Annotated in this window: 18 protein-coding genes; 15 read left to right on the top strand and 3 right to left on the bottom strand. The window is 57.3% G+C overall.

The features are described 5' to 3' along the window. Positions 1–382: 382 nt before the first annotated feature. Together ACA071_RS12265 and ACA071_RS12260 are read right to left on the bottom strand one after the other, a co-directional pair. Complete coding sequence (locus ACA071_RS12265) at positions 383–1624, bottom strand: M20/M25/M40 family metallo-hydrolase (protein ID WP_497644584.1); 1242 nt, start codon at positions 1622–1624, stop codon at positions 383–385. Between the two features lie 285 nt (positions 1625–1909). Beyond that, entirely contained in the window at positions 1910–2983 is a 1074-nt protein-coding gene (locus tag ACA071_RS12260; protein WP_497644583.1) for a diguanylate cyclase, read from the bottom strand. 192 nt (positions 2984–3175) lie between these two features. Between ACA071_RS12260 and ACA071_RS12255 the strand changes: the two genes are divergently transcribed. From ACA071_RS12255 to hglS, 6 genes are all read left to right on the top strand, one after another. Beyond that, positions 3176–4630 (top strand): flavin-containing monooxygenase, encoded by a 1455-nt coding sequence (locus ACA071_RS12255; protein WP_497644582.1) that lies wholly within the window; start codon positions 3176–3178, stop codon positions 4628–4630. A 22-nt stretch (positions 4631–4652) separates the two neighbouring features. After that, positions 4653–5582 (top strand): alpha/beta fold hydrolase, encoded by a 930-nt coding sequence (locus tag ACA071_RS12250; RefSeq protein WP_497644581.1) that lies wholly within the window; start codon positions 4653–4655, stop codon positions 5580–5582. 31 nt (positions 5583–5613) lie between these two features. Next, a complete protein-coding gene (gene glcD, locus ACA071_RS12245; RefSeq protein ID WP_497644580.1) occupies positions 5614–7113 on the top strand; it encodes a glycolate oxidase subunit GlcD in 1500 nt (499 codons plus the stop codon). Continuing rightward, positions 7113–8162: a glycolate oxidase subunit GlcE gene (gene glcE / locus ACA071_RS12240; protein WP_497644579.1), complete on the top strand. Its 1050-nt coding sequence runs from the start codon at positions 7113–7115 to the stop codon at positions 8160–8162. Before glcD ends, glcE begins: the two co-directional genes overlap by 1 nt. A gap of 1 nt (position 8163) precedes the next feature. After that, a complete protein-coding gene (gene glcF / locus ACA071_RS12235; RefSeq protein ID WP_497644578.1) occupies positions 8164–9384 on the top strand; it encodes a glycolate oxidase subunit GlcF in 1221 nt (406 codons plus the stop codon). Positions 9385–9472: 88 nt separating this feature from the next. Beyond that, positions 9473–10852, top strand: a complete 1380-nt coding sequence (gene hglS / locus ACA071_RS12230; RefSeq protein ID WP_497644577.1) for a 2-oxoadipate dioxygenase/decarboxylase HglS — start codon at positions 9473–9475, stop codon at positions 10850–10852. A gap of 62 nt (positions 10853–10914) precedes the next feature. On the opposite strand, the gene ACA071_RS12225 is transcribed toward hglS, so the two are convergent. Continuing rightward, the gene (locus tag ACA071_RS12225; protein WP_497644576.1) at positions 10915–11595 is read right to left on the bottom strand and encodes a type 1 glutamine amidotransferase domain-containing protein; all 681 of its coding nucleotides are present in this window, start codon (positions 11593–11595) and stop codon (positions 10915–10917) included. A gap of 240 nt (positions 11596–11835) precedes the next feature. Between ACA071_RS12225 and ACA071_RS12220 the strand changes: the two genes are divergently transcribed. From ACA071_RS12220 to ACA071_RS12180, 9 genes are all read left to right on the top strand, one after another. Further along, positions 11836–12966, top strand: a complete 1131-nt coding sequence (locus ACA071_RS12220; RefSeq protein ID WP_497644575.1) for an alkene reductase — start codon at positions 11836–11838, stop codon at positions 12964–12966. Positions 12967–13063: 97 nt separating this feature from the next. Next, positions 13064–13369 carry an ArsR/SmtB family transcription factor gene (locus ACA071_RS12215; RefSeq protein WP_497644574.1) on the top strand — a complete coding sequence of 102 codons (306 nt, stop codon included), beginning with the start codon at positions 13064–13066 and terminating at the stop codon, positions 13367–13369. Positions 13370–13683: 314 nt separating this feature from the next. Next, positions 13684–14199: an Hcp family type VI secretion system effector gene (locus ACA071_RS12210; RefSeq protein ID WP_054051032.1), complete on the top strand. Its 516-nt coding sequence runs from the start codon at positions 13684–13686 to the stop codon at positions 14197–14199. Positions 14200–14330: 131 nt separating this feature from the next. Further along, positions 14331–16379 carry a type VI secretion system Vgr family protein gene (locus ACA071_RS12205; RefSeq protein WP_497644573.1) on the top strand — a complete coding sequence of 683 codons (2049 nt, stop codon included), beginning with the start codon at positions 14331–14333 and terminating at the stop codon, positions 16377–16379. Continuing rightward, positions 16366–17265, top strand: coding sequence for a DUF4123 domain-containing protein (locus ACA071_RS12200; RefSeq protein ID WP_497644572.1), 900 nt, complete (start codon positions 16366–16368; stop codon positions 17263–17265). Before ACA071_RS12205 ends, ACA071_RS12200 begins: the two co-directional genes overlap by 14 nt. Further along, the gene (locus ACA071_RS12195; RefSeq protein WP_497644571.1) at positions 17262–20951 is read left to right on the top strand and encodes a toxin VasX; all 3690 of its coding nucleotides are present in this window, start codon (positions 17262–17264) and stop codon (positions 20949–20951) included. Before ACA071_RS12200 ends, ACA071_RS12195 begins: the two co-directional genes overlap by 4 nt. After that, the gene (locus tag ACA071_RS12190; protein WP_497644570.1) at positions 20935–22065 is read left to right on the top strand and encodes a hypothetical protein; all 1131 of its coding nucleotides are present in this window, start codon (positions 20935–20937) and stop codon (positions 22063–22065) included. The genes ACA071_RS12195 and ACA071_RS12190 overlap by 17 nt, the downstream gene beginning before the upstream one ends. Before the next feature lie 1082 nt (positions 22066–23147). Further along, positions 23148–23777 carry a hypothetical protein gene (locus tag ACA071_RS12185; protein ID WP_497645294.1) on the top strand — a complete coding sequence of 210 codons (630 nt, stop codon included), beginning with the start codon at positions 23148–23150 and terminating at the stop codon, positions 23775–23777. Positions 23778–23860: 83 nt separating this feature from the next. After that, complete coding sequence (locus ACA071_RS12180; RefSeq protein WP_497644569.1) at positions 23861–24913, top strand: DUF6708 domain-containing protein; 1053 nt, start codon at positions 23861–23863, stop codon at positions 24911–24913. Positions 24914–24920: the final 7 nt, after the last annotated feature.

Genomic DNA, 24920 nt, shown 5'->3' with positions numbered 1-24920 from the left:
AAGCGAAAAAGGTGGCAGCTGTGTACGGGTTGGCCGACCGGCACCCATCAAACCGGCACACCCGAAGGTGTCCCGTGCACAGCTGCCATAACACGACATCCAGACATGAAAATGCCTGAACAATGACGCTGATGCGATTTGGATGTTCGACCGGCCAAGGTCGTTCGCGGTGTTTTCCGCGAGCCGAAACTATAGGGGTCGATGCCAAAACGCGGCAATAGAGTACGTTGTAGGAAACGTCTTGAAAAGTTGTGCGCCGCTGAATGATCGTTCCCACGCTCTGCGTGGGAATGCAGCCCGGGACGCTCTGCGTCCCCTCCGAAGCCGAACGCAGAGCGTCCGTTGAGGCATTCCCACGCAGAGCGTGGGAACGATCAGTGGCTTACCGCTTGGCCAGCTCCATAATCATCCGCGACAGCAGGTAAATCCGCGGCGCCACGCTTTCCACTTCCGCGTATTCCTCCGGCGTATGGATATTGCCGCCGACAATCCCGAACCCATCCAGCGTCGGCGTGCCCACACCGGCCGAGAGGCTGGCGTCTGCCGCGCCGCCGCTGCCTTCTTCGGTCAACTTGCGGCCAATTTCGCCGTAGATGCCCTGGGCCATGGCCATCAGGCGATCCGATTCTGGCGTCTGCGGCATCGGCGGTAGGCCGCGCTGAAGTGTTGTGGTGACTTCGGTGTCCGGGATCAACTTATCCTTGGACACCCGCGCCAAATCCTTCTCGATCCGGTCGAATTCTTCCGGCACCGCCGCGCGCACGTCAGCCTTGGCGGTGGCCTGGTCCGGGATCACGTTGGTGCGGTCGCCGGCCTTGAGCACGGTGAAGTTGATGGTGGTTTTTTTCGCTTCGTCGCCCAGTTTGCCCAGTTGCAGAATCTGGTGCGCCGCTTCCATCGCCGCGTTGCGCCCCAGTTCCGGCGCGACGCCGGCGTGGGCCGCTTTACCCTTCACTTCAACCACGGCAGTGGCGCTGCCTTTGCGCCACACCACCAAGCCGTCGGCCGGACGGCCCGGTTCGAGGTTGAGGGTCACGTCGTGGGCCTTGGCGGTTTTCTTGATCAGGTCGGTGGCGACGTCCGACCCGGTTTCTTCGCTGGCATCCAGCAGGAAGGTGATTTGGGCGTAGTCCTTGAAGTCGAGATTTTTCAGGACTTTCAACGCGTAGATCCCGGCGACGATGCCGCCCTTGTCGTCCATCACGCCCGGTCCGTAGGCGCGGCCGTCCTTGATGTGGAACGGACGCTCAGCGGCGGAGCCTTCCTTGAACACGGTGTCCATGTGCGCCATCAGCAGGATTTTCGCCTTGCCGGTGCCTTTGAGCGTGGCGATCACATGGCTGCTTTTGTCCGGGGTGTTCGGCACCAGTTCGATGCTGAAGCCGAGTTTTTTCAGCTCATCGACGGCGATATCACGTACCTGGGTCAAGCCGGGCTCGTAACCGGAACCGGTGTCGATATTGACCAGTTTCTCCAGCAGCTTGAGGGCTTCAGCCTTGTATTGCTCGGAGTCGGCAAGCACTTGTTTGTGCGGTTCAGCGAAGGCTGCGGGGGCGAAAGCGCCGAGGGCGAAGGTCAGGGCGAGGCTGGTGGCCAGCGGGGAGCGAGCGAGATTGAACGTCATGAATCGATCCTTGTTTCTTGTCGGGGGGTAGTCGAACCCTACCTGACTGCGGCGCAAGGCTCTATACCGGATACGACACTGAGCGTTCGTTTTACAAGCCAAAAGGCCCTGTAGCAGCTGTCGAGCACCGCGAGGCAGCGTTCGGCGGCGCAGCCGTCGCAAACCCTGCGCACGCGGTCCACCTGATGCACCGCGTTGCTGATTTCACGACGGCTTCGCCGCCGAACGCTGCCTCGCGGTGTTCGACAGCTGCTACGTGTAAGGTTTTAGATGGGTGCTCGACACTCAGACCGAGTCAAACAACTGATGCCGAGGATTGCCGTCACTGCAACAGATCACCCGATTACGCCCGGTGGTCTTGGCTTCATAAAGCGCCTGATCGGCATCGTTGAGCCACAACGTCGCGTCAGTGTGCGCCGGGTTGAAGGCGGCCAAACCGATGCTCAGGCTGACTTTCAGCGCCGGGTTTTGCTCATAGCCGAGGGTGGCGAAACGATCGCGCAAGGCGTCCATCGCCGCAGCGGCGCTGTTCAGGGGCAGGTCGGGGAGGATCACGCAGAACTCGTCGCCGCCGTAGCGTCCGGCGACGTCCGCCGCACGCAGGTTCTGCTTGAGCATTTTGCTCAGTTGGCGCAAGACGATGTCCCCGGCGACGTGGCCGTAGGTGTCGTTGATGGTTTTAAAGTGGTCGATGTCGATCAGCGCAATCGCCCCGCCCCGGTTCTGCCGCTGGCAGCGCTGGAATTCGACTTCCAGTTGATCCTTCCAGGCGCCGTGGTTGAGCAGGCCGGTGAGGCTGTCGGTGCGGCTCAGGGCCAGCAATTCACGTTTCTGCCGGCCGAGGGTATTGGCCTGGCGAAAGCAGATCCAGCCCAGCGCCAGTGGGTACAGGCACAACAAAGGCAAGCAGGCATATAGTTGAAAAGGACTGGTTTGCGGGATAAACACGGGGGTGAAAAACAGTAGGCCAACGCCCAACCCGAGGATTTGCGCCACGCTGCCAGCCAGGAGAAAACGCAAGCCGCCGATGGCCACATTATTCATCGCCATCATGGAAATGGTGGTCGCACTGGGCAATGGATTGAACTGCATCGCTGCGACCCAGAAGCCACCGAGAAAGGCGTCTACCAGCAAGTTACGGTGTTCGGCGTGGTAAGGCAGAGTGGCACGGCGGGCCCATTGGTAAGCCAGGTGCGGCCAGATAATGCCGTTGAGCAGCATCACCACCCAGACCCAGGGCGCCGGATTCAGCGGGTGCATCGCCGCACTCACGCACAACAAGCCCAGGGCCAAACCCAGGGTTCGCGACGTGTAGAGCCTCCTGGCCAGTGAAAGTCCCTTTCCTCCCGTTTTTGCCATAGAGGCCTCTACCACTGAACGGAATCTGATAACACCGAGGGTTGCGGGTGTGAGGGGAGTCTATCAGGGCAACGGCGAATAGCCATCACCGGCTGGCGGTGAATACCGGGGCATACAAAAGCGGAAGCGTCGAACTACAAATTGGCTATACATGAAGGAAGGGTTTAATAAACAACGACAAAGAGGAGGCCCATGCAAACCTTTCAGGTATTGATCATCGGCAGCGGATTTGGCGGCCAGTGTGCGGCGATCAATTTGCTCAAGGCGGGGATCAGTGATTTTCGCTTGCTGGAACGGCGGGACTTTTTCGGCGGCACCTGGTGCCAGAACACCTACCCCGGTGCGGCCGTCGATGTGCCCTCGCCGCTGTATTCACTGTCCTTCGCGCCCTACCAATGGACGCAGATGTTCGCCGAACAAGCCGAATTGCATCGCTACACCCAACACGTGGTGGAGCGTTTCGGCTTGCGCGAAAAGGTAGAACTTGAGGCCAACGTCGAAGGCGTCGAATGGGATGACGCCAATAAACGCTGGGCGGTGCGCACCGACAGCAAAGGCACGTTCTATGCGCAGTTCCTGATCAACGCCACTGGGCCGCTGAGCCAACCCGTAGTCCCACACTTCGAAGGCGTGGAACGTTTCAAGGGCAAAACCTTTCACACCAACAATTGGGATCATTCTTACGACTACACGGGTAAACGCGTTGCCATCGTCGGCAGTGGCGCCAGTGCGGCCCAGGTCATCCCGGCGATTGCCCCGTACGTCGAGCACTTGCATGTGTTCCAGCGCACCGCCCATTGGGTATTACCGCGTGCCGATCGAACCTTCGGCCGCTTTCAGCGCTGGCTGCTGGGACTGAAACCAGCCTACAAACTACTGCGCTGGACGATCTACTGGTTATTCGAAACCCGTGTGATCGCGTTCAAATACTCAAAACCGGCGATTCGCCTGGTTCAGCAACAAGCCCTGCGTTTCCTCAAACGCCAGGTGCCCGACCCCGAACTGCGGCGCAAGTTAACCCCGGATTTCACCATCGGCTGCAAACGGGTACTGGTCTCCAGCACGCTGTACCCGGCGCTGGGCCGGCCCAACGTGACGCTGCACACTCGCGAACAAGGCATCGCCTCCCTCGATGAAACCGGCATCAACACCCTGGACGGCCAGCACATCGACGTCGACCTGATCGTCTGGTCCACCGGCTACGACGCCACCGACGGAGTGATTTCCTACCCGGTCACCGGCAAGAGCGGCAGGCGCCTGAAAGACGTCTGGGCCCAATACCCACGTGCCTATCTGGGCACCAGCCTGCCGGACTTTCCCAACCTGTTTATCGTCACCGGCCCCAACACCGGTATCGGCCACACCTCGGCGCTGTTCATCATCGAATCGCAGATGAATTACATCCTCGGCTGCATCCGCACGCTAAAAGAACAGGGCCTGCGCAGCATTGAAGTGCGCCCCGAAGCAGAACGTACCTACACTGAAATGATCCACCGGGAAATGGAACGTACAGTGTGGAAGTCTGGGGGCTGCCACAGTTGGTATCAAAGCAAGAGCGGTCATGTGATCGCCATGTTTCCGGGGTTCAGTTTCAGTTATCACCGCTTGACCCGGTCGCTGAAACCCGCCGACCACATTCTGTCCTGATCACGTAAAAGGAAGACGCCTGATGCTTTTGTTGGTTGTCGCAATCGCGGTTTTTGTGGCCTGGAGCTGGTTGAGCTACCCGGCCATCGGCCATTGGCTGTATGACCTGAGCATGGCCCTGGAAGCCAAGCTGTATCGGCTGCACAAGATTATCGTACCGATCAGCGAAATGACCGTCTCGACCTGGCAAGGCGGACCGTATGAAGCCTCCAGCGCTGTGTTGATGCTGCACGGCTACAGCGCCGACAAGAACCTCTGGCTACGCTTTGCCCGGCACTTTGTCGGCGACTACCGGGTGATCATCCCCGACCTCGCCGGCCATGGCGAAACCGGCTTCAAGGCCGGTGGCGGCTACGACATCGGGTTGCAGGCCAAGCGGATGATTCAGTTGCTCGACGTTTGTGGAGTCGAGAAAGTGCATGTGATCGGCAACTCCATGGGCGGCTACATCGCGGCCTGGCTGGCGGCCACCTACCCCGAACGGATTGCTTCGGTGGCGCTGATCGACCCGGCGGGCGTCACGGCCCCGGAAATCAGTGACCTGGAGCGCCACCTGGCCAAGGGGCACAACCCGTTTTTGATTAATTCGAAGGAAGAATTCCAGTACTTCTACGCCATGACCATGGCCAACCCGCCGTGGGTGCCCGGGGTGGTGCTGGACGCCGTCGCCCAGCGCTACGAACAAAACCGCGACGAACTGGCGGAAATCTTCCAGGACTTTCGCGCCAGCCCGCCGATGGAACCGAAACTCGCCGACATCAAATGCCCGGCGCTGTTGTTGTGGGGGCGCAAGGATCGGTTGATCGATGTCAGCAGCGTCGCGGTGTGGAGCAAGGGCATTGATAACCTGCGGGTGGACATCTGGGAAGGGATTGGCCATATGCCGATGGTCGAGCAACCGGTGAGAACGGCGCGGTTGTATCGGGAGTTTTTAGGGAAACCACGCACGTGACTCCTGGTGTTTGAGCTAAGGGATGGGATTGATGAACATTCTGTATGACGAACGCATCGACGGCGCTTTGCCGGATGTCGACAAAGCCGCCCTGCTCAACCGCCTGCACCAGCAAATCCCCGACCTGGACCTGCTCTGGCGCGAAGAAGAACTCAAGCCCTACGAATGCGACGGCCTCTCCGCCTACCGCACCACACCCATGCTAGTGGCCCTGCCCCGGCGTCTGGAGCAAGTACAAAAACTCCTTGAGATCTGTCACGCCCAACAGGTGCCCGTGGTTGCTCGCGGCGCCGGCACCGGATTGTCCGGCGGTGCCTTGCCCTTGGAAAAAGGTGTACTGCTGGTGATGGCGCGTTTCAACAATATCCTGCACATCGACCCCGCCGCCCGCACCGCGCGAGTCCAACCCGGGGTGCGCAACCTGGCGATCTCCCAGGCCGCCGCGCCGTTCGGCTTGTATTACGCGCCAGACCCGTCTTCGCAAATCGCCTGTTCCATCGGCGGCAACGTCGCGGAAAATGCCGGTGGCGTGCATTGCCTCAAGTACGGCCTGACCGTGCACAACCTGCTGAAACTGGAAGTGCTCACCGTCGAAGGTGAACGCCTGACCTTGGGCTCGGAAGCGCTGGATTCACCGGGTTTCGACCTCCTGGCGCTGTTCACCGGCTCCGAAGGTTTGCTCGGGATCATCACCGAAGTCACGGTCAAGTTGCTGCCCAAACCGCAAGTCGCCAAGGTCTTGCTGGCCAGTTTCGATTCGGTGGAAAAGGCTGGTCGCGCCGTGGCCGACATCATCGCCGCCGGGATCATCCCCGGTGGCCTGGAAATGATGGACAACCTGGCGATTCGAGCAGCCGAGGACTTTATCCACGCCGGCTACCCGGTGGATGCCGAAGCGATCCTGCTCTGCGAACTGGACGGCGTCGAAGCCGATGTCCACGACGATTGCAATCGCGTGCGCGAGGTCATGCAACAGGCCGGCGCCAGCGAAGTGCGCCAGGCTCGGGACGAAGCCGAACGTGTGCGCTTCTGGGCCGGACGCAAAAATGCGTTTCCGGCCATCGGTCGGCTGTCGCCGGACTACTACTGCATGGACGGCACCATCCCCCGCCGCGAATTGCCCGGCGTGCTCGAAGGCATCGCCCGCCTCGCCGCCGAGCACGGCTTGCGGGTCGCCAACGTGTTCCATGCCGGCGACGGCAATATGCACCCGCTGATCCTGTTCGACGCCAACCAGCCCGGCGAACTGGCGCGGGCCGAAGCGTTGGGCGGGCAGATTCTCGAACTGTGCGTGAAGGTCGGCGGCAGCATCACCGGCGAGCACGGTGTCGGTCGGGAAAAAATCAATCAGATGTGCGCGCAGTTCAACAACGACGAGTTGACCCTGTTTCACGCGGTAAAAGCCGCGTTCGATCCCCAGGGCCTGCTCAACCCCGGCAAGAACATCCCGACCCTGCACCGCTGCGCGGAATTCGGCGCGATGCACATCCACGCCGGGCAACTGCCCTTCCCTGAGCTGGAGCGTTTCTGATGGCGGATTTCGATGCCAGCGAGGCGTTGCTCGCGCAGGTCAATCAGGCCCGGGAGAACGCCACGCCGTTGCGGATTCAGGGCAGCAACAGCAAGGCGTTTCTTGGCCGCGAGGTGGCCGGGGAAGTGCTCGACACCCGCGCCCACCGCGGCATTGTCAGCTATGACCCGACGGAACTGGTGGTCAGCGTTCGCGCCGGTACGCCTTTGACCGAACTGCTGGCGGCGCTCGATGCTAAAGGGCAAATGCTCCCCTGCGAGCCGCCGTCGTTCGGCGAAGGCGCCACGGTGGGCGGGATGATTGCGGCGGGATTGTCCGGACCACGGCGGCCATGGTCGGGTTCGGTGCGGGATTTTGTCCTCGGCACCCGCGTCATCACCGGCCTCGGCAAGCACCTGCGTTTCGGCGGCGAAGTGATGAAAAACGTCGCCGGTTATGACCTGTCGCGCCTGCTGGTGGGCAGTTACGGTTGCCTCGGCGTGCTGACCGAAGTCTCGCTCAAAGTGCTGCCAAAACCCCGGCAATGCTTGAGCATCAGCCTGGAACTCGACAGCGCCCGCGCCCTGGGCAAGCTCGCCGAATGGGGCCAGCAACCGCTGCCGATCAGCGCCGCCAGCCATGATGGTCAACGCCTGTTTCTGCGATTGGAAGGTGGCGAAGGCTCAGTGACAGCAGCTCATCAACGGCTGGGCGGCGAACCGCTGGATTCGGCGTACTGGGCCGAGTTGAACGAGCAGCGACTAGCGTTTTTCGATGAGGGTCTGCCTTTATGGCGGCTATCCCTGCCCAACAACCTCGGACCGTTGTCGCTGCCCGGTGAACAACTGATCGACTGGGCCGGCGCGCAACGCTGGTTGAAATCCGAGGCCAGTAACATTCAATCGCTGACCCATGAACTGGGCGGCCATGCCACCTGTTTCAGTCACGGCGCCAGCGACACGCCTTTCCAGCCACTGGCCCCGGCATTGCTGCGCTACCACCGGCAACTCAAGGCGCAACTGGACCCGCAAGGGCTGTTCAACCCCGGACGGATGTTCGCGGAGCTCTAGCATGCAAACCACCCTGAGCGAACAGTCGCGCAAGCTCCCTCGGGCCGAGGAAGCGGAAAAGATCCTGCGCACTTGCGTGCATTGCGGGTTCTGCAACGCCACCTGCCCGACCTATCAATTGCTGGGCGATGAACTGGACGGCCCGCGCGGGCGAATTTACCTGATCAAGCAAGTGCTCGAAGGCGCCCCGGCCACGGCGAAAACCCAATTGCACCTGGACCGTTGCCTGTCGTGCCGCAACTGCGAAACCACCTGCCCGTCCGGCGTGGATTATCACAACCTGTTCGACATCGGCCGGGCCGTGGTCGATCAAGCGGTGCCGCGCCCGGTCGGTCAACGGCTGCTGCGCGAAGGGTTGCGGGCATTGGCGCCGAACCCGAACCTGTTCAAGTCGCTGCTGCGGATCGGCGCGACGTTCCGGCCGTTATTGCCACGCACGGTTGAAGCGAAGTTGCCCCACAACCTGCCCGCCACCGGCGAGCGCCCTGCCCCTCGGCACGCTCGACGGGTGTTGATGCTCGAAGGCTGCGTGCAACCCGGCCTGTCGCCCAATACCAATGCCGCGGCGGCGCGAGTGCTGGATCGGTTGGGGATCAGTGTGATCCCGGCGCCGGAGGCCGGTTGCTGCGGTGCGCTGGACTATCACCTCGACGCCCAGGCCAAGGGATTGGAGCGCGCGCGGCACAACATCGACGCGTGGTGGCCGCATCTGGAAAACGGCGCTGAAGCCATTGTGCAAACCGCCAGTGGTTGCGGTGCGTTCATCAAGGATTACGGGCATTTGCTGGAAGGCGATCCGGTGTATGCGGCCAAGGCGCTGCGGGTCAGTGCGCTGGCTTTGGATCTGGTGCAAGTGCTGGCCGATGAACCCTTGGAACGGGTCTGCGCCGCAACGGATCAGCGAATCGCCTTCCATTGCCCCTGCACCTTGCAGCACGCGCAGAAACTTGGCGGTGCGGTAGAAGCGGTGCTGAGCCGATTGGGCTTCAACCTCACCGCCGTGCCGGACAGTCATTTATGTTGTGGGTCCGCCGGGACTTATTCCCTGACTCAACCAGAACTGGCCCGACAACTGCGGGACAACAAGCTCAACGCCCTGGAAAGCGGCCATCCGTCACTGATCGTCACCGCCAACATTGGCTGCCAGAGCCACCTCGCCAGCGCCGGGCGAACCCAGGTCCGGCACTGGATCGAATTAGTGGACCAGTCGCTGGGAGAATGAAGTTCGTAGGAATCTTCGTTTGTCGGCGTGGCAGAAGGCTGCGATCTTTTCCCCCATCCTCTCTGTCACCGCGCCAGGAATTTTTTTCATGAGCCACGCCAGCTTCGTCAGCCCCGACCTGATCCGCCGACGCTTCTCCAAAGCGATGTCCGACATGTACCGCGAAGAAGTGCCGCTGTACGGCGCGCTGATGGAACTGGTGGAACAGACCAACCGCCAGGTGCTGGCCAGCGAGCCGCAGATTGCCCGGCAGCTTGAAAGCACCGGCGAAATCCAGCGCCTGGACCTCGAACGCCACGGCGCGATTCGCGTCGGCAGCGCCGCTGAACTGGCCACCCTCGCCCGGCTGTTCGCGGTGATGGGCATGCAACCGGTGGGCTATTACGACTTGACGCCTGCCGGGGTGCCGGTGCACTCAACAGCGTTCCGCGCGGTGCATGAGGCGGCGCTGCAGGTGAGCCCGTTCCGGGTGTTCACCTCGTTGCTACGCCTGGAGCTGATCGAAGACCTGGAACTGCGCGCTTTCGCCCAATCAGTGCTGGATAAACGCCAGATCTTCACCCCGACTGCGTTGCTGTTGATCGAGCAGGCCGAAACCCAAGGCGGGCTCAGCGAAAAACACGCCTGGGACTTCGTCGAACAAGCCCTGGAAACCTTCCGCTGGCACCACAGCGCCACCGTCACCGCCGCGCAATACCAGCAACTCAGCGCCCAGCATCGACTGATCGCCGACGTGGTGGCGTTCAAAGGCCCGCACATCAACCACCTGACGCCGCGCACCTTGGACATCGATATCGTCCAGGCGCAAATGCCCGCCCACGGCATCACCCCCAAAGCCGTGATCGAAGGCCCACCGCGCCGCCAGTGCCCGATCCTGCTGCGCCAAACCAGTTTCAAAGCGCTGGACGAGCCGATTGCGTTTACCGATCAAGACCAGACACGCGGCAGCCATAGCGCCCGATTCGGTGAAATCGAACAACGTGGTGCGGCGCTCACCTCTAAAGGTCGGGCGCTGTATGACCGTTTGCTCAATGCCGCCCGGGACGAACTTAAGGACTTCCCCAACGAAGCCAACGCCGCCCGCTACAACGAATTGATGGCCCAGCACTTTGGCGAATTCCCTGACACCCTTGAGGGCATGCGCCGACAGGAACTGGCGTACTTTCGCTACTTCGTGACGGAAAAGGGATTGGCGGCGGATGGGCTGAACGGTGTCTCACTAGAGGACTTGCTCAGCGCCGGGTATGTGCGGGTTGAACCACTGGTGTACGAGGACTTTTTGCCGGTGAGTGCGGCGGGGATTTTCCAGTCGAACCTGGGGGATGCGGCGCAAACACACTATGGCGTGCATTCGAATCAACAGGCGTTCGAGCAAGCGCTGGGGCGCTCGACCATTGATGAGTTGGGGTTGTATGCCGCGACGCAGCAACGGTCGATCGATGAGTGTTTCGCAGCGTTGAATCGTTGAAAAAAATCGCAGCCTTCCGCAGTCCTCCTGTAGGCGCTGCCGAAGGCTGCGATCTTTTGATCTTACTTTTTCAACGCTGCCAACAACGCTTCGGCCGTCGCTTCGGAAGACGCCGGATTCTGCCCGCTCAGCAACAATCCATCGGTGGTGATATAGCTCGCCCAATCAGCACCCTTCGAATAAATCCCGCCATTGGCCTTCAACACATCCTCGACCAAAAACGGCACCACATCGGTCAACTGCACGGCCTCTTCTTCGCTGTTGCTGAACCCCGTCACGCGCTTGCCTTTGACCAACGGCTGACCGTCCGCATCCTTGACGTGACGCAACACACCCGGCGCATGGCAGACCGTCGCAACCGGTTTCCCCGCCTTATAAAACGCCTCGATCAGCGCGATCGAATGCGGGTCTTCCGCCAAATCCCACAGCGGGCCATGGCCACCCGGATAGAACACGGCATCGAAATCTTCAGCCTTCACGCTGCTCAGCAAAACCGTGGACGCCAGCGCGGATTGCGCAGCCGAGTCCTTGCGAAAGCGCTCGGTGGCGGCGGTTTGCGCGTCCGGCTCGTCGCTTTTCGGGTCCAGCGGTGGCTGGCCGCCCTTGGGCGAGGCCAGGGTCAGCTGAGCGCCGGCGTCCTTGAACGTGTAATACGGCGCAGCGAACTCTTCCAGCCAGAAGCCGGTTTTCTTACCGGTGTTTCCCAATTGATCGTGGGACGTTAGAACCATCAGGACTTTCATGTCGTTCTCACTTGAGTTCAGGAATAGTCGGACGCTCATTGGCGCTTGGGTACTGAGTCATTGACCACCCGGTTGGGCGGTTCGTTTCACCGAGTGACCGGATCATATGGAAGCTTTCCAAATTTAGATATTGATATATCGCAATATCGTGATACTTCTATAAAGGCGTTCACAGCGCACCCTGCTCAGCCACGGCTGACGGCGCACGAACGCACTCATTCCGCTTTACAGGACTTACCGATGACCGGTTCCACCCTCTTCACGCCCATCCGCCTCGGCCCGTTCACCCTGCAAAACCGCGTGGTGCTGCCGCCGCTGACCCGTTCGCGCAGCACTCAGCCCGGCAACATTCCCAACGCCCTGATGGCCGAGTATTACCGTCAGCGCAGCAGCGCCGGCTTGCTGATCACCGAAGGCATTCAGATTGAACCGCGCGGCCAGGGTTACGCCTGGACGCCGGGGATTCACAGCCAGGAACAGATCGACGGCTGGAAACAGGTCACCGCAGCGGTGCACCTTGAAGGCAAGCCGATCTTTGCCCAGTTGTGGCATGTCGGCCGGGTCTCCCACACCTCGCTGCAACCGGGTGGCGCCGCACCGATCGCACCTTCGGCCATCCCGGCGACGGCGGTCAGCGTGTTTATCGAAACCGGCCCGGGCACGGGTGCGCTGGCCGAACCGTCGGTGCCGCAAGCCTTGAGCACCGAACAGGTCAAAGAACTCGTCCAGTTTTACGCTCAAGCGGCACGCAATGCCGTGGAAGCCGGTTTCGATGGCGTCGAGTTGCACTGCGCCAATGGTTACCTGGTCAATCAGTTCATCTCTGAACACAGCAACCAGCGCACTGACGAATACGGCGGCTCGCTGAGCAATCGCCTGCGTTTCCTGCGGGAAATCACCGAAGCCGTGGCGGCGGTGGTGGGCAAGGATCGGGTCGGCGTGCGGTTTGCACCACTGTTCGCCAGCACCGATGAAGCGCGGGTCTACCTCGGACTGGTGGAAGAGAACCCGCACGAAACTTATCTGGAAGCCGTCAGATTGATGGAACAGATCGGCATTGCCTACGTGTCCCTGGCCGAAGCCGATTGGGATAACGCCCCGGAACTGCCAATCACCTTCCGCCAAGCCGTGCGCGAGGCGTTCAGCGGGTTGCTGATGTACGCCGGCAAGTACTCGGGCGAACGCGCCGACAACGTGCTGAACGCCGATTGGGGGGATTTGATCGGCTTCGGCCGCTGGTTTATCGCCAACCCGGACCTGCCCGCGCGCCTGCTGAATCAATGGCCGCTCAATGAGCTGGACACCTCCAGCCTCTATGGTGGAACCGCCGTCGGGTACAGCGATTACCCGCGCTACCAGCCGAGCCTGTAAACTGCGCGGCAGATCGGGCCCTTGATACGCGGGACGATCTGCCGGCCTCAGGGTTTCGGCTTATTTCGACGCAGCACACAGGCTCCCAGGCTCGACCATGACCCTTGATCTGAACGACATCATCAAAGCCCTTTCCAACCCCACACGCCTGCAAATCATGCTGTGGCTGAAGGACCCGCGCGTGCACTTCCCGACCCAGGAACGCGACCCGGAGGCATTCGGTGTGTGTGTCAGCATCATTCAGGAAAAGGTCGGTCTTTCGCAGTCCACGGTGTCGCTATATCTCACCGCCCTGCAACGCGCCAATCTGGTCACCTCGCAGCGGAACGGGCCGTGGACTTATTACCGGCGCAACGACACCACCATCGCTCAGTTTGTCGAGCAAATCGGCGCCAGCCTCTGAATGATGGCGCATGGCCTTGATGCGCAAGAAGTTGCGCACTTATTTTGCGAAAACGCCCTCCAATATCGCTAAGCGCCAACCCCGCCGTGGCCTGTAGCCGAGTGCGCAAGAAGTTGCGCAGTACTGCGCAACTTCTTGCGCACTTTGTGAGGTGATTTCCCTCCAAACTCACCCAAGCGATTGAAAAACCTCGGCCATCCCCCCGGTTTATATAGCCCTCATAATTTCTGGCACGGACCTTGATAACAGTTATGCACCCACCGGGCGATTTCGCCTCCCGGGCACCTCTATTTATCAAGCAAGGAGAGCATCCCATGGCAACACCTGCATACATGTCCGTCACTGGCGAAAAACAAGGCCTGATCACTGCTGGCGCATTCACCGCTGACTCCGTTGGCAACACCTACCAGGAAGGTCACGAAGACCAGGTCATGGTTCAGGCGTTCAGCCACGACGTGATCATCCCGCGTGACCCGCAGTCCGGCCAACCAACCGGTCAGCGCGTTCACAAACCAGTTGTGATCACCAAGGTCTACGACAAAGCTTCGCCACTGCTGCAAGCTGCTCTGACTTCCGGCGAGCGCATGAGCGAAATCGTTATCCAGTGGTACCGCACTTCGGCCCAAGGGACCCAAGAGCACTACTACACCACCAAACTGGAAGACGCGATCATCGTCGCCATCAACAACAAAATGCACAACTGCCAGGATCCGTCGAACTCCCACTTCACGCACCTGGAAGAAGTGCAGTTCACCTACCGTAAAATCACCTGGACCCACGAAGTATCCGGTACTTCGGGTTCCGATGACTGGCGTCAACCAGTCGCTTAATCGCGGCTGACCGCTTTACGCATCGGCCAGCTCTGCTGGTCGATGTTGTTTACGCCTTTCCAGAATTTCGCGTCTGCTGATCCTTTGATCGGGTATTGGTTTACGCCGCAGCACTGCACGAGGAACAAGGGATGTTCGCGCCGGCCAATCAGACCCACTTTGCCCTGACCATCGAAGGCCTTTCCAACGACTTTCAGGTGTTATCCCTGCAAGGTCGGGAAGCCATCAGCCAGCCTTTTGTGTTTGAGGTGGAGCTGGTCAGTGAACAGCCGTCCCTGGACCTCGAAACGCTCCTGCACAAACCGGCCTTTCTGCAGCTCTCGCCTGACGGCAGCGGCATCCATGGCCAGATCTATCGCGCCGCCCAGGGTGATTCCGGCAAACGCCTGACCCGCTACGCGGTGACCCTGCGCCCGCAACTGTCCTACCTGGCGCACCGCATCAACCAGCGCATCTTCCAGAACCTCACCGTGCCGAAAATCGTCGGCATGGTCCTCGAAGAGCACGGCATCCAAAGCAACGCCTACGAATTCAAAGTCGGGGCGATTTATCCCGAGCGCATTTACTGCGTTCAATACGATGAGTCGGACCTGCACTTCATCCAGCGCCTGTGCGAGGAAGAAGGTATTCACTACCACTTCCAGCACAGCGCCACGGCCCACAAACTGGTGTTCGGCGATGACCAGACGGTATTCCCGAAACTCGCACCAGTGGCCTACCAGCAAGACTCCGGCATGGTCGCCAACGACCCGGTGATCAAGCGCTTCGACCTGCGCCTGGAAACCCGCACCAGCCGCACCACCCGTCGCGACTACGACTTCGAAAAACCGCGCCTCACCCTCGAAAGCGAAAACCGCGGCGACGCCCTGCCCGACCTCGAAGACTACGACTACCCCGGCCGCTTCATCGACCGCGAACGCGGCAAGCACCTGGCCAAACGCGCCCTCGAACGTCACCGCAGCGACTTCCAGCTCGCCGAAGGCCGCAGCGATCAACCGCTGCTGGTCAGCGGCCACTTCCTGGCCCTGACCCAACACCCGAAAGCCAAGTGGAACGACCTGTGGCTGCTGACCGAAATCCTCCACGAAGGCAAACAGCCGCAAGTGCTGGAAGAGTCGGTCACCAGCCACACCACGGCGTTGAAAGATGACTTCCACCAAGGCTATCGCAACCGCTTCCAGGCCACCCCGTGGGACGTGCCGAATCGCCCACCGCTGAACCACCCAAAACCGCGAATCCTCGGCAGCCAGAGCGCCGTCGTCACCGGGCCAAAAGGTGAAGAAATCCACTGCGACCAATACGGCCGCGTCAAAGTCCAATTCCACTGGGACCGCGAGGGCCAGGCCGACGACAAAACCAGCTGCTGGCTACGCGTCTCCTCCGCCTGGGCCGGCGCCCACTACGGCGGCATCGCCATCCCGCGCATCGGCATGGAAGTGCTGGTGACCTTCCTTGAAGGCGACCCCGACCAACCCCTGATCAGCAGCTGCCTGTACCACAAGGAAAACACCGTCCCCTACGAACTGCCGGCCAACAAAACCCGCAGCACCTTCAAAACCCTCAGCTCCCCCGGTGGCGGCGGCTACAACGAACTGCGCATCGAAGACAAAAAAGGCCAGGAACAAATCTTCCTCCACGCCCAACGCGACTGGGATGAAAACGTCGAACACGACCAGAAGATTCGCGTCGGCAATGAACGCCACGATACGGTTGAGAAGAACAGCTATACGGAGTTCAAGGCTGAAGAACACCACACGGTTTATGCAGACCGGAAGGTGGAGACGCAGGCGAATGATCATTTGACCGTGGGGGTTAACCAGCACGTCAAGATTGGGACTGGGCAGTTCATCGAGGCCGGGCAAGAGATTCACCTGAGCAGCGGCATGAAAGTCGTGCTCGAAGCCGGCAGCGAGTTGACCCTGATTGGCGGGGGCAGCTTCATCAAGATCGACGCCGGCGGCGTGACCTTGAGTGGGCCGGTGATCAACATGAACTCGGGGGGCAGTCCGGGGAATGGGACCGGGGCCGCGCCGTTGTTGCCGGGGCCGTTGAAGCAGGCGGATGCGGATAAGGCTGGGGAGTTGTTGGTGCCGGCGCAGCGGCAGGCGTTGATGCAGAAGAAGCCGATTTGCGCGATCTGTGAAAAGGCCCGATTGGAGGCGCTAAATGCTAAAGCCTGAATCCTCTCTGGGAGCCCGACTACCTCATGACCTGCACTGGCGGGGAAGTGTCGCATTACTGCTGGATGGTGTCAGTGTCGAAATGTTACCCCGACAGTTGTATACCTGGTCGGATGCTCCCGATTTCGAGCCACTTTATCTAGGAACGCGCTGGTCTGCTTTGAACGATATCGCTCCGTGTCTTATACGCCTTAGTGGGCCGAGCGATCCGATTTTTCAACAGTTTCTAGCGCACGCTGATGAGGAATGGGGTTATTTGGTGTTCAGTGATCAGCCTTGGCAAAACATGCTGGATCACTTTCGCTGGTTGACCAGCGTTACTCACCCTCAAGATCTAGAAGTACTACTTCGTTTAGCGGACCCAGCGGTAGCGCATACCCTGCTTGGTCAGGCTGAGGAATCGAAAGACGCCACGTTGTTCGGACCTTGCGTGCAGGTACTTACAGCCGATGCCGCTCTGGGATGCTGGCATCAACACCATCGTCCGGGAGGCGTTCCTATGGCTTCTCACGCAAAACCTTACCGGTTGAGCGAATCACAAGTCACGTTGCTGGATGAAGTCAATTTCAGGTCCGTTGTCATGCGCTTGGACCAGCATATGAACGAATATTTTCCAGCGTTCCAGATGAATCTGAAGGCACTGGAGCGCTGGGAATATCTGAACGAACTCGCTTCACGCTCATATGATCGGGGCTTTAGCAGCGAACTTGAAATTACGCTTTATGCCAATATCCATGGCTTTCTCGGGATAATGGCATTGGCAGAGCATCCGGATCTCGACGCTTTGCTTGAAACAACCTCAGAGCGGACACCCACACAACGACTTGAATACGTCGCCAGTATCGCCAAGGAACGGGCTGAAAGCCTGCAAAGGAATCCAGGATGACCACCTCAACAACCTCAGGAAAAAACCCCAACAACGTCAGCGTGAGCCGCGAAGACGCCAAGTGTTCAACGGGTACCTGCTGGCTGATGAAGGGAAAAATCCAACTGGTACCTTTGCGCTATGGCTTGGTGAATGGCACTGCTCTTGATCCGTCGAGTGAAATTCCTGTCCCGTACAAACTCGGCACTCGTCCCCTCGGCATACGCCTTTTACGCGATGGCTGGCTTTATGTAATTGACAGTCAGAACGGTGAACTATCTGAGTATCGGATCATCGATGGTCTAGTCAGTGCGATGCTCTGGCAAGGGACTGAAGTGCAAAGCGACACCCGGGACCAGCCCATCAAGAAACCTGTGTTGACGTTTTCAACACGCAGCACTCTCTATGTCACGTATTCAGAAGTTCAGTGGACCGCAAAGAAATGCCGGCAGGTGCTCAAGAGCAAATCTGAACGCAAGTTCTTTATGCAAGCCGTCGACCTGAGCAAGGCCAACTGTGAAACAGGAGGGCCAAGTTTGCTAACACCCGCTCTGGCCGAACGCTGGTTGGCGGAGGTAGCGACTGCTCGTGTGCAAAGCGAGCAAAAAGCTAAGGATGATGCTGAGCTGAAGGCAGTCGTTGATGCGGAAAACGCTGAACGGCGCAAACGAAATGAGCCGGAAATACAGGGCAACATGCTTCCACCAGTCACCGTTCATGCCACCCCAGAGAATGAACGCAAACCGTATTTGTGGGAAATGCCTGAGCGTTTTCGTGAATCCTCGATGAATTCGCTGAGTGGCTGCATAGAAGCGGAGTACCGACAAGACGTACTGTATCTGGTGGTGGAGGATCATATTGGTGTACTTCGGGATCTTGCCAATTATCAAGATCACGTAGTCGATTGGATTGAAACATGGGCCAAAGGCGGAACCCAGGAAGGAGCCAACGAGCGCGACTATCTGCTGGCATGCTATATCGAATCGCTAACTCAGCTAACCAAACAAGATATGGGTGGTCTATCAGATGCCAGCGATGATCCCGCTATCAAATTGATGCTTGGCGATCTGGAAAAGATGCAGGCACCTGAGCGAGACACTACGCGTCAAGCCATGCTCGACTACCTCAACAAAGGGGGATTGATGACCCCGCCGAATGGAAGCCCAGTTCCACCAGAACTTGACAAATTGCAACAGCAGGCCTTGGATAACGCATCGCAAATAGCAATGTATGGTGGCTCTGCCGCAGGCCAAATCGTAGCGACTCAAAATATTGAAGACACCGACCGCCGCTACTACACGCGCGAACACTTCAAGGCTTCTCCGCAAGACTTCGTCGATAAACATTTCGAAGCGCTGCTTAAACTCGGTAAAGAGCAGGATCGCCGGATAAGGGATGTACTGAATGGCGCCAAGATGGGCCAACGCGGCGTCAATGACTTGATCGACCGTGAGGCGATGGACAACGCTCTGTTCGAGTACCGGACATCAATCAAGCGCTGGAACAAACTACTCGACCAAATTACTGCTGATCGGACAGCAATGCTTTGCGCCGGACGTTTTCATAAAACTGCCTGGTACTACGACCCCCAGAATGCCAAACAGGTTGGCCAGGCCTTCGCAACAGAGTACGCATCTCTGAAGGATATCTGCCGCAGCGATGAAGCGTGCGATGCAATTCGCAAATACATAGAGACAGAGCCGCAATTCAGCCGACCCATGTTTTATGCTCTGCCCTATAGCGAACAAACCACTGTATGGGTTCAGTATGCTTTCGCGCAGGCTGCTGGCATTACTTTGTTTAACAACTTGCCCGAGCACCTGAAAAGCCTCAAGGAAATTGAAGAAAATCGTTTGCCGGCGCTCGACCAACTTCCTGAAGACACTCGCGCGGTAGCCGACGCCGCTCAGCAGACCATGAGCCCGGCGCTAAACCGAGGCGTTGAAAAAGTTTTCGCTGACTTTGATCAGGTGCTTAAAGGCCAAGCCATGCCAGACCTTGATCAGTTGTTTCGTAACTTACCAAAGGCATTACCAACTCGAATTCTGGATGCGGCAAAACGTGAGGGCGTGACTTTTTCTGTGGCATCGGATGCCGAAAAACAAGCCCTGAAAAGCGCACTGAAAGATCTGTTTGAAGAAAAGGAACACCTGAAAAAACTCAATCGCGAGCGCAAACAGGTAAAAGGCACTGTGGGCCACAAGTCGCCGCGTGCTCAACAACTTCAAGCTGACATAGAAATAGCCCGAAAGCAGTTGGCCGGCACCGAAGCTCGTCTGGCCAGTGGAATAAGTCCTATTGGCGAGTTACCTGATAGTAGTGTCCGGGTCTACGGGGCAACACCTGTACGTGCAGGCATCACCGTTGTATTTCCCCCTGCAAACCAGCAAGAAATATCAGGGCTGATGAAGAACTTCCGTAACGGCGTCAGAGCAGCGCCAAAACAGAATCTGATGGGCGATGGGGCGGCGCTCTTATTATTTATTGCACAAGCTATTAATTTACAGCAACTTGCAACGGAAGTGGCTACTACAAACAAGGAAAAACAGGTATGGCTTCCCGTGTTAAATGCTGCAGCAGCCACTGGTGCCGCGGGTTTTGCCGCAGCACAGGGCATATTCGACACAGCCCTAACTACTCGTAGCTCCCTACTGGCTAAGGGATTGCAAAACCATGCTGTAGAAAGCTTACACGTTCAAATGGGAAAACTGCACTTAGGTCTAGGCATCATGACTTACGGCTTCGGCATGTACGCGGCTGGGGCAAGTCTCAAAAGCTATCAAAGTAGTTGGGAACAGGCCGTGCGTAGTGGAAACGGCGGAGCCCAAAACGGAGCAGCCTTGTCGATGATTGGTTCAGGAGGTTTGCTAGGAAGCAATGCGTATGGCGTTGCCAGTACAGTACACGCTGGCTACACCATACTCGCCGCTGAACAAGGGGCTATACGCACTGCTGCTTGGGCTGCATCAGGAGCCCGTTTGTCTAGCGTATTCTTTCGAGCGAACCTAGCAGGTGCTTTGTTCACAGCTTTAGAATTAAGTGGTAATTGGCTCTATAACCGCTACAACACAACCTCACACGACCAATGGCTACAAAGTACGCCCTGGGGATTAGATTCGGATAGACGCAAGTTTCTAAGCTTGAGCGAATATCAACTTTCGCTTATCTCCGCAGTACAATCCCCGACTGTACAAGTAGGCCTCACGAAACATGACTCATGGTGGAAAAGCCTACTTCTAACAGCCAAGATCGGGGATATTCATCTGTTAGTCTCCGGCCTTAAACTTATCGATTTTCAATCTCCGCTGGCGGGCAAACCCAACTACCAGGTAGCAATTGGCGCATACCGAATTTCAACTATTGTTCAGGGCCGCTCTCAAACCACCGAACGCTGGGAAATTCTTAGCGACACAATCGAAACAAGACTACGCCGAGTGGATGGAAAGGAATTAGTACTATGTATCGAGTATCCGCAAACCGTTGAGCGTATTGTAGGGACGGTGCGTGAAGAGCTTATGCTTGCAGTAGCCATTCAAAAAAATACCGCGACCGGACAACCCCAAAAGCGGACCCACTACATACGCCTCAATCCTCGGGAAAGCGGCTTATTCCCATCAGTCGATCGAACGCCTCCTATTCCTCAGGCTCCCCTATTAGAAGTGGACCCCATGACTCTGGAGCTGACTTTGCATGCCGAACTTTCTTAATGCGCCCTTAACTGCGCCGAACGCCAAAATATCATATCACGCCGGAAATATTGAACAGTTCCCATCCGGGCAAACTACCTACCTTGCTCCATTACCTCTGCCTACTGAAACGTCACCAAATAGTCCTTATATCAGCGCCCTCAACAATACATATTTGGACTTCGGCGGCGGTACTCCTCAGGTATTCACATGGCAAATGACACTTGGGGGACCATTTACCGTTGCATTTTTAATAGTCTTTGGCATCCCGTTTGTCGTTGGGCTATTAATAGCTAGCAGTGGATTCGGATGGGCAGACGTTTGGAACGCTGTGACTGGTGTCTTTTTAGCAGCATGGGAGTCCGCTATTTGGTTATATGTGGCTATGCTTACCATTTGTTTAAGCGTATGGATCTATAACCATAATAGGTACACACAAGTAATCCCCACCCGTTTCAATCGCCAACGCCGCGAGGTTTGTTTCATGCCCGCGGGAGCCATTCTTCCAGTTTTTGTCCCATGGGAATCGCTATCTGCCTGGGTCGTCCAGGCACAGGGTGCCACTCAATACGGCATACGACGACAGTACGGCATGGGTATGGGATTCCACCATGAGGGGCAGTTGGTCAGCGTCGAATTCGTTTGTGGAGGCCTGCCGCTTGCGATTGCCCATTGGGAAGCTGTACGTGCCTACATGGAGTACGAAGTCCATGACCTCAAAAGCATTCAAGACCCCATGGACCTGCAAGGTCCCAACGATCCGCCCCATGAAGGAATGCACACGTTCCGAAATGCGCGAGCACGTCTGCATCGCAGGATTCGCGAAAAGGAAATTGGTTGGGTCTATGCATTCTTTTGGTACCTTTACCACGTCATGACGTTCTGGACGCTGCCCAATCGAATTGTTGAATGGGAGATTCGTCGCATTGCGAAAGTCGGACGTAAGGCACTACCGCAAGTCATGCGTGATTGGTCCGAACCGCTACCCGAAGAGCAATGGGCTAAGCCAAGTGAAATTTTGGTAAGACTGAGTAAACGGGTCAAAGAACTGAAAAAGCAAAAACCCCTGCGCTCAATCACTGAAATTTTTGCAGAGGTTTATCAGGCAGAAAACGGCGGAAAGAAAAAGGCGTGATGTTTTACACAAACAAAGGTGCTTTTTCAGACCTAATCTGCTTGCATTAAAACAAGGTGGACGGACAAGGTAAACGGGACACCCATTAGCCGGTCTCCAGTCAAGGCAAAAAGCCAACTCTCCCTGCAGTTTTTAACTGCAGGGTTGCCCTCTCTCGCAACCTGCCCGGTTGAACCCGTCGTACCCGTTTTCTCGTCGATGGCTACGGTCGAGTCCTGCCTGACACCCATGTGGATCAAGCGGTAAAGGTGTTGCATGCACCGCCCTGGCAGTGAACTGCCCCGGAGAAACGTTGGTGCCGCCAGTGGTCCAAACCTCTGTCGCCCGAACAATGGTCCCAGCGCTCTCCAGAGCTGGAACAGGCTATCCGTCAGCAACAGGCCGAGTTGGAAGCAGCATGACCGCCAAGAATCAGCCATGACTTCATCCACGCCCGGCAACCGCTAGGGATTGGCACCTCAAAACACTGAGTTCTCTGTATGACCGTACAAATGGATACCCCGTACGCTGCCAGTGCTTATCGCAGCAATAGTCATGAACCTCTACCACCGCCGAAATGGGCGGAAGATGCCAATCGCTCAGGGAACTTTGATACCCATCTCGCCTTTGGTCATTACGCCAATCTGGAACCGGCGATGGAGATCACGCCCCAGTTGCAAGGTGAAGAGCACATACGCTACCAACGGCAGCAGGAACAAGGAAAAAAGGAAGAAATCTATTGTGATGCTAAAAGTTGGCGCTTTCAAAACTCTAGCAAAATTCCACATTTACTATTTTTGCTGAAGCTGATGAGCTTTCCGTTTATATGGGTCTTTTGGGGGGTATGGATCTTTGGCGCACTTCTTCCCGGACCGAAAGTAGCACAGTATTTGCGCGATTCATCATTACTGCTTTTTTTAATAGTTTTTCCTCTTCTTTCCCTAGGCTCCTTAACACTTTTTATGACAGGAAAGAAAATTGTTCACCACGTACAAATTATCGGCTTTATTATTTGTGCCGGAATCGTATTTAGGATAACAGGCTCACTGTGGGGTAATGATCAACTGCAAGTAGCCCTATGGTTCGGTGCCTTCCTCTACTTCATGGGTGCCATCGGTTTTGATTGCCTACTATGGCTCCACAGCAAAATCACCACCTACGACGGCAGCGAGTTCAACCGCATCGACGGCATGCTTCGCTTCAAACGCCGTTTCCGCCGCCTCTTCGTTGCGCCGTTCGAAGAATTCGACCCAGTGCTGCAACTGCTTCCCAGCGGTTATGGCTCCCATGACTACGCCCTGTGGTTGCATCACCGCTATACCGACAACAAGGTTTGTCTGGCCACCAAAGTCCACGCCTTGGGCCTCGACCAGGCGAATGCACTGGCCTTCTGGGATTGCCTGCAACGCTACATGGATGTCACCCAACCGCTGCCCGACCTGCCAGTGCTGGAGCAAAGTCGTCACCACGACCCGGTAACTGCCGCCTACGACGCCAAAACGGGCCGTAACCCGAGACGCTGGCGTGACCAGTCGGAAAAGGGTTGGTTGGCAACAGGTCTCAAACAACTGACCCAACAGTTGCAGCAATACCCTTGGCAAAAACAGCCCTGCATCATCAAGGCTCGAACTGATCCGTCTTTGAGCATCGAAGCTTACTACCGTGCTCAAGAAGCTAAAGGGATTCAGGCGACGCCGAAGGCTGATGACTTTGATGAAGTTCATCGTGGTTAAACGTCAACGTGCGAAGCGGGCAGATTAATTTTATTTAAAGAATTCCAAAAAAATAAAGCCACCTATTTTTAATGAGCACTTGGATGTGTAAAGATAAATATGACCGCCTTCCTCATGCTGGAGACTTTGAAAAAGAGTCCGGCAATGAGATTGTCTATATATCACCGAAACCATTACCAACAGGAATGCCTGCTTTCAGCAGCCGACAATTGCATCGTGATGCAAATGACGTTTATCTCGACTTCGCCCTGACTCGAGGAGCCTTCGCGTTTATGGCAAGGGGAGCCATTGGCTCGGTAATGTGCATGTTGGTATTCTTTTTCTGGGCTTCCGTTTTTGGTGCGTGGCTACGTACACATCACCAGCCTTTTTTAAGCGGTTTTAATAATCTTTTCATGAGTTGGGTGGTTTGGGGATTTCTCGGTTTTCTAACCATCATGTACCTAGGCATATTTTGCTATGCAGTCCGGCAGGTCAGCACTCATCCTCCAATTCGATTTAATCGTCAGCGACGGGAAGTTGTATACGTACCATATAGAGGTGCGAAGCCACGCTATGTTGCTTGGGAAAGTATCATCGCATGCGTTTCCGTAGGCAGGCTCATCACCCAATACGCAGTCATACCCGAGTTCAAGCTGATGATGGGACTGCGCGATGCCAACAATGGATCTGTACTTTGGGTCACCGTGCCCAGCGGAAATCTGGATGAGGCTGTGTCCGAATGGGAAGCCATCCGCAGCTATATGGAAGGAGGCCCCTCAGCTCTGCCAACACCTCTACCAGAGGAGTTTGAAGAGGGTACTGTTGCTTACTTCCACATGTGTCGTAAGGGGTATCGTTCGGATCACTCCTTTTTCCGTTACGTTGTTGGCTTCTTGATGGTTCAGTTTCTTAGCGGTTGGACGTTGCCGTGCTACATCTCCGGCTGGGTCAATAACCGCACCAAGGCGGGCTTCCCTAAAGAGGTTCAAAAATGGTCACAATCTCTTCCCACTGAACAACATGCAATGCCTAGTGAAGAACTACTCAGGGAAAGCATCGAAATACGGAAGGCTTTTGCCAACGGCCAAAACCTGTTGGATTACTTTAAGGTGAAATTTGCCGAACCGACTCAAGAACCCGAGACCTCCACTTGACGAGCCA

Source organism: Pseudomonas sp. LBUM1646, assembly GCF_059716165.1.
This window is presented reverse-complemented; position numbering and strand designations above follow the sequence as displayed.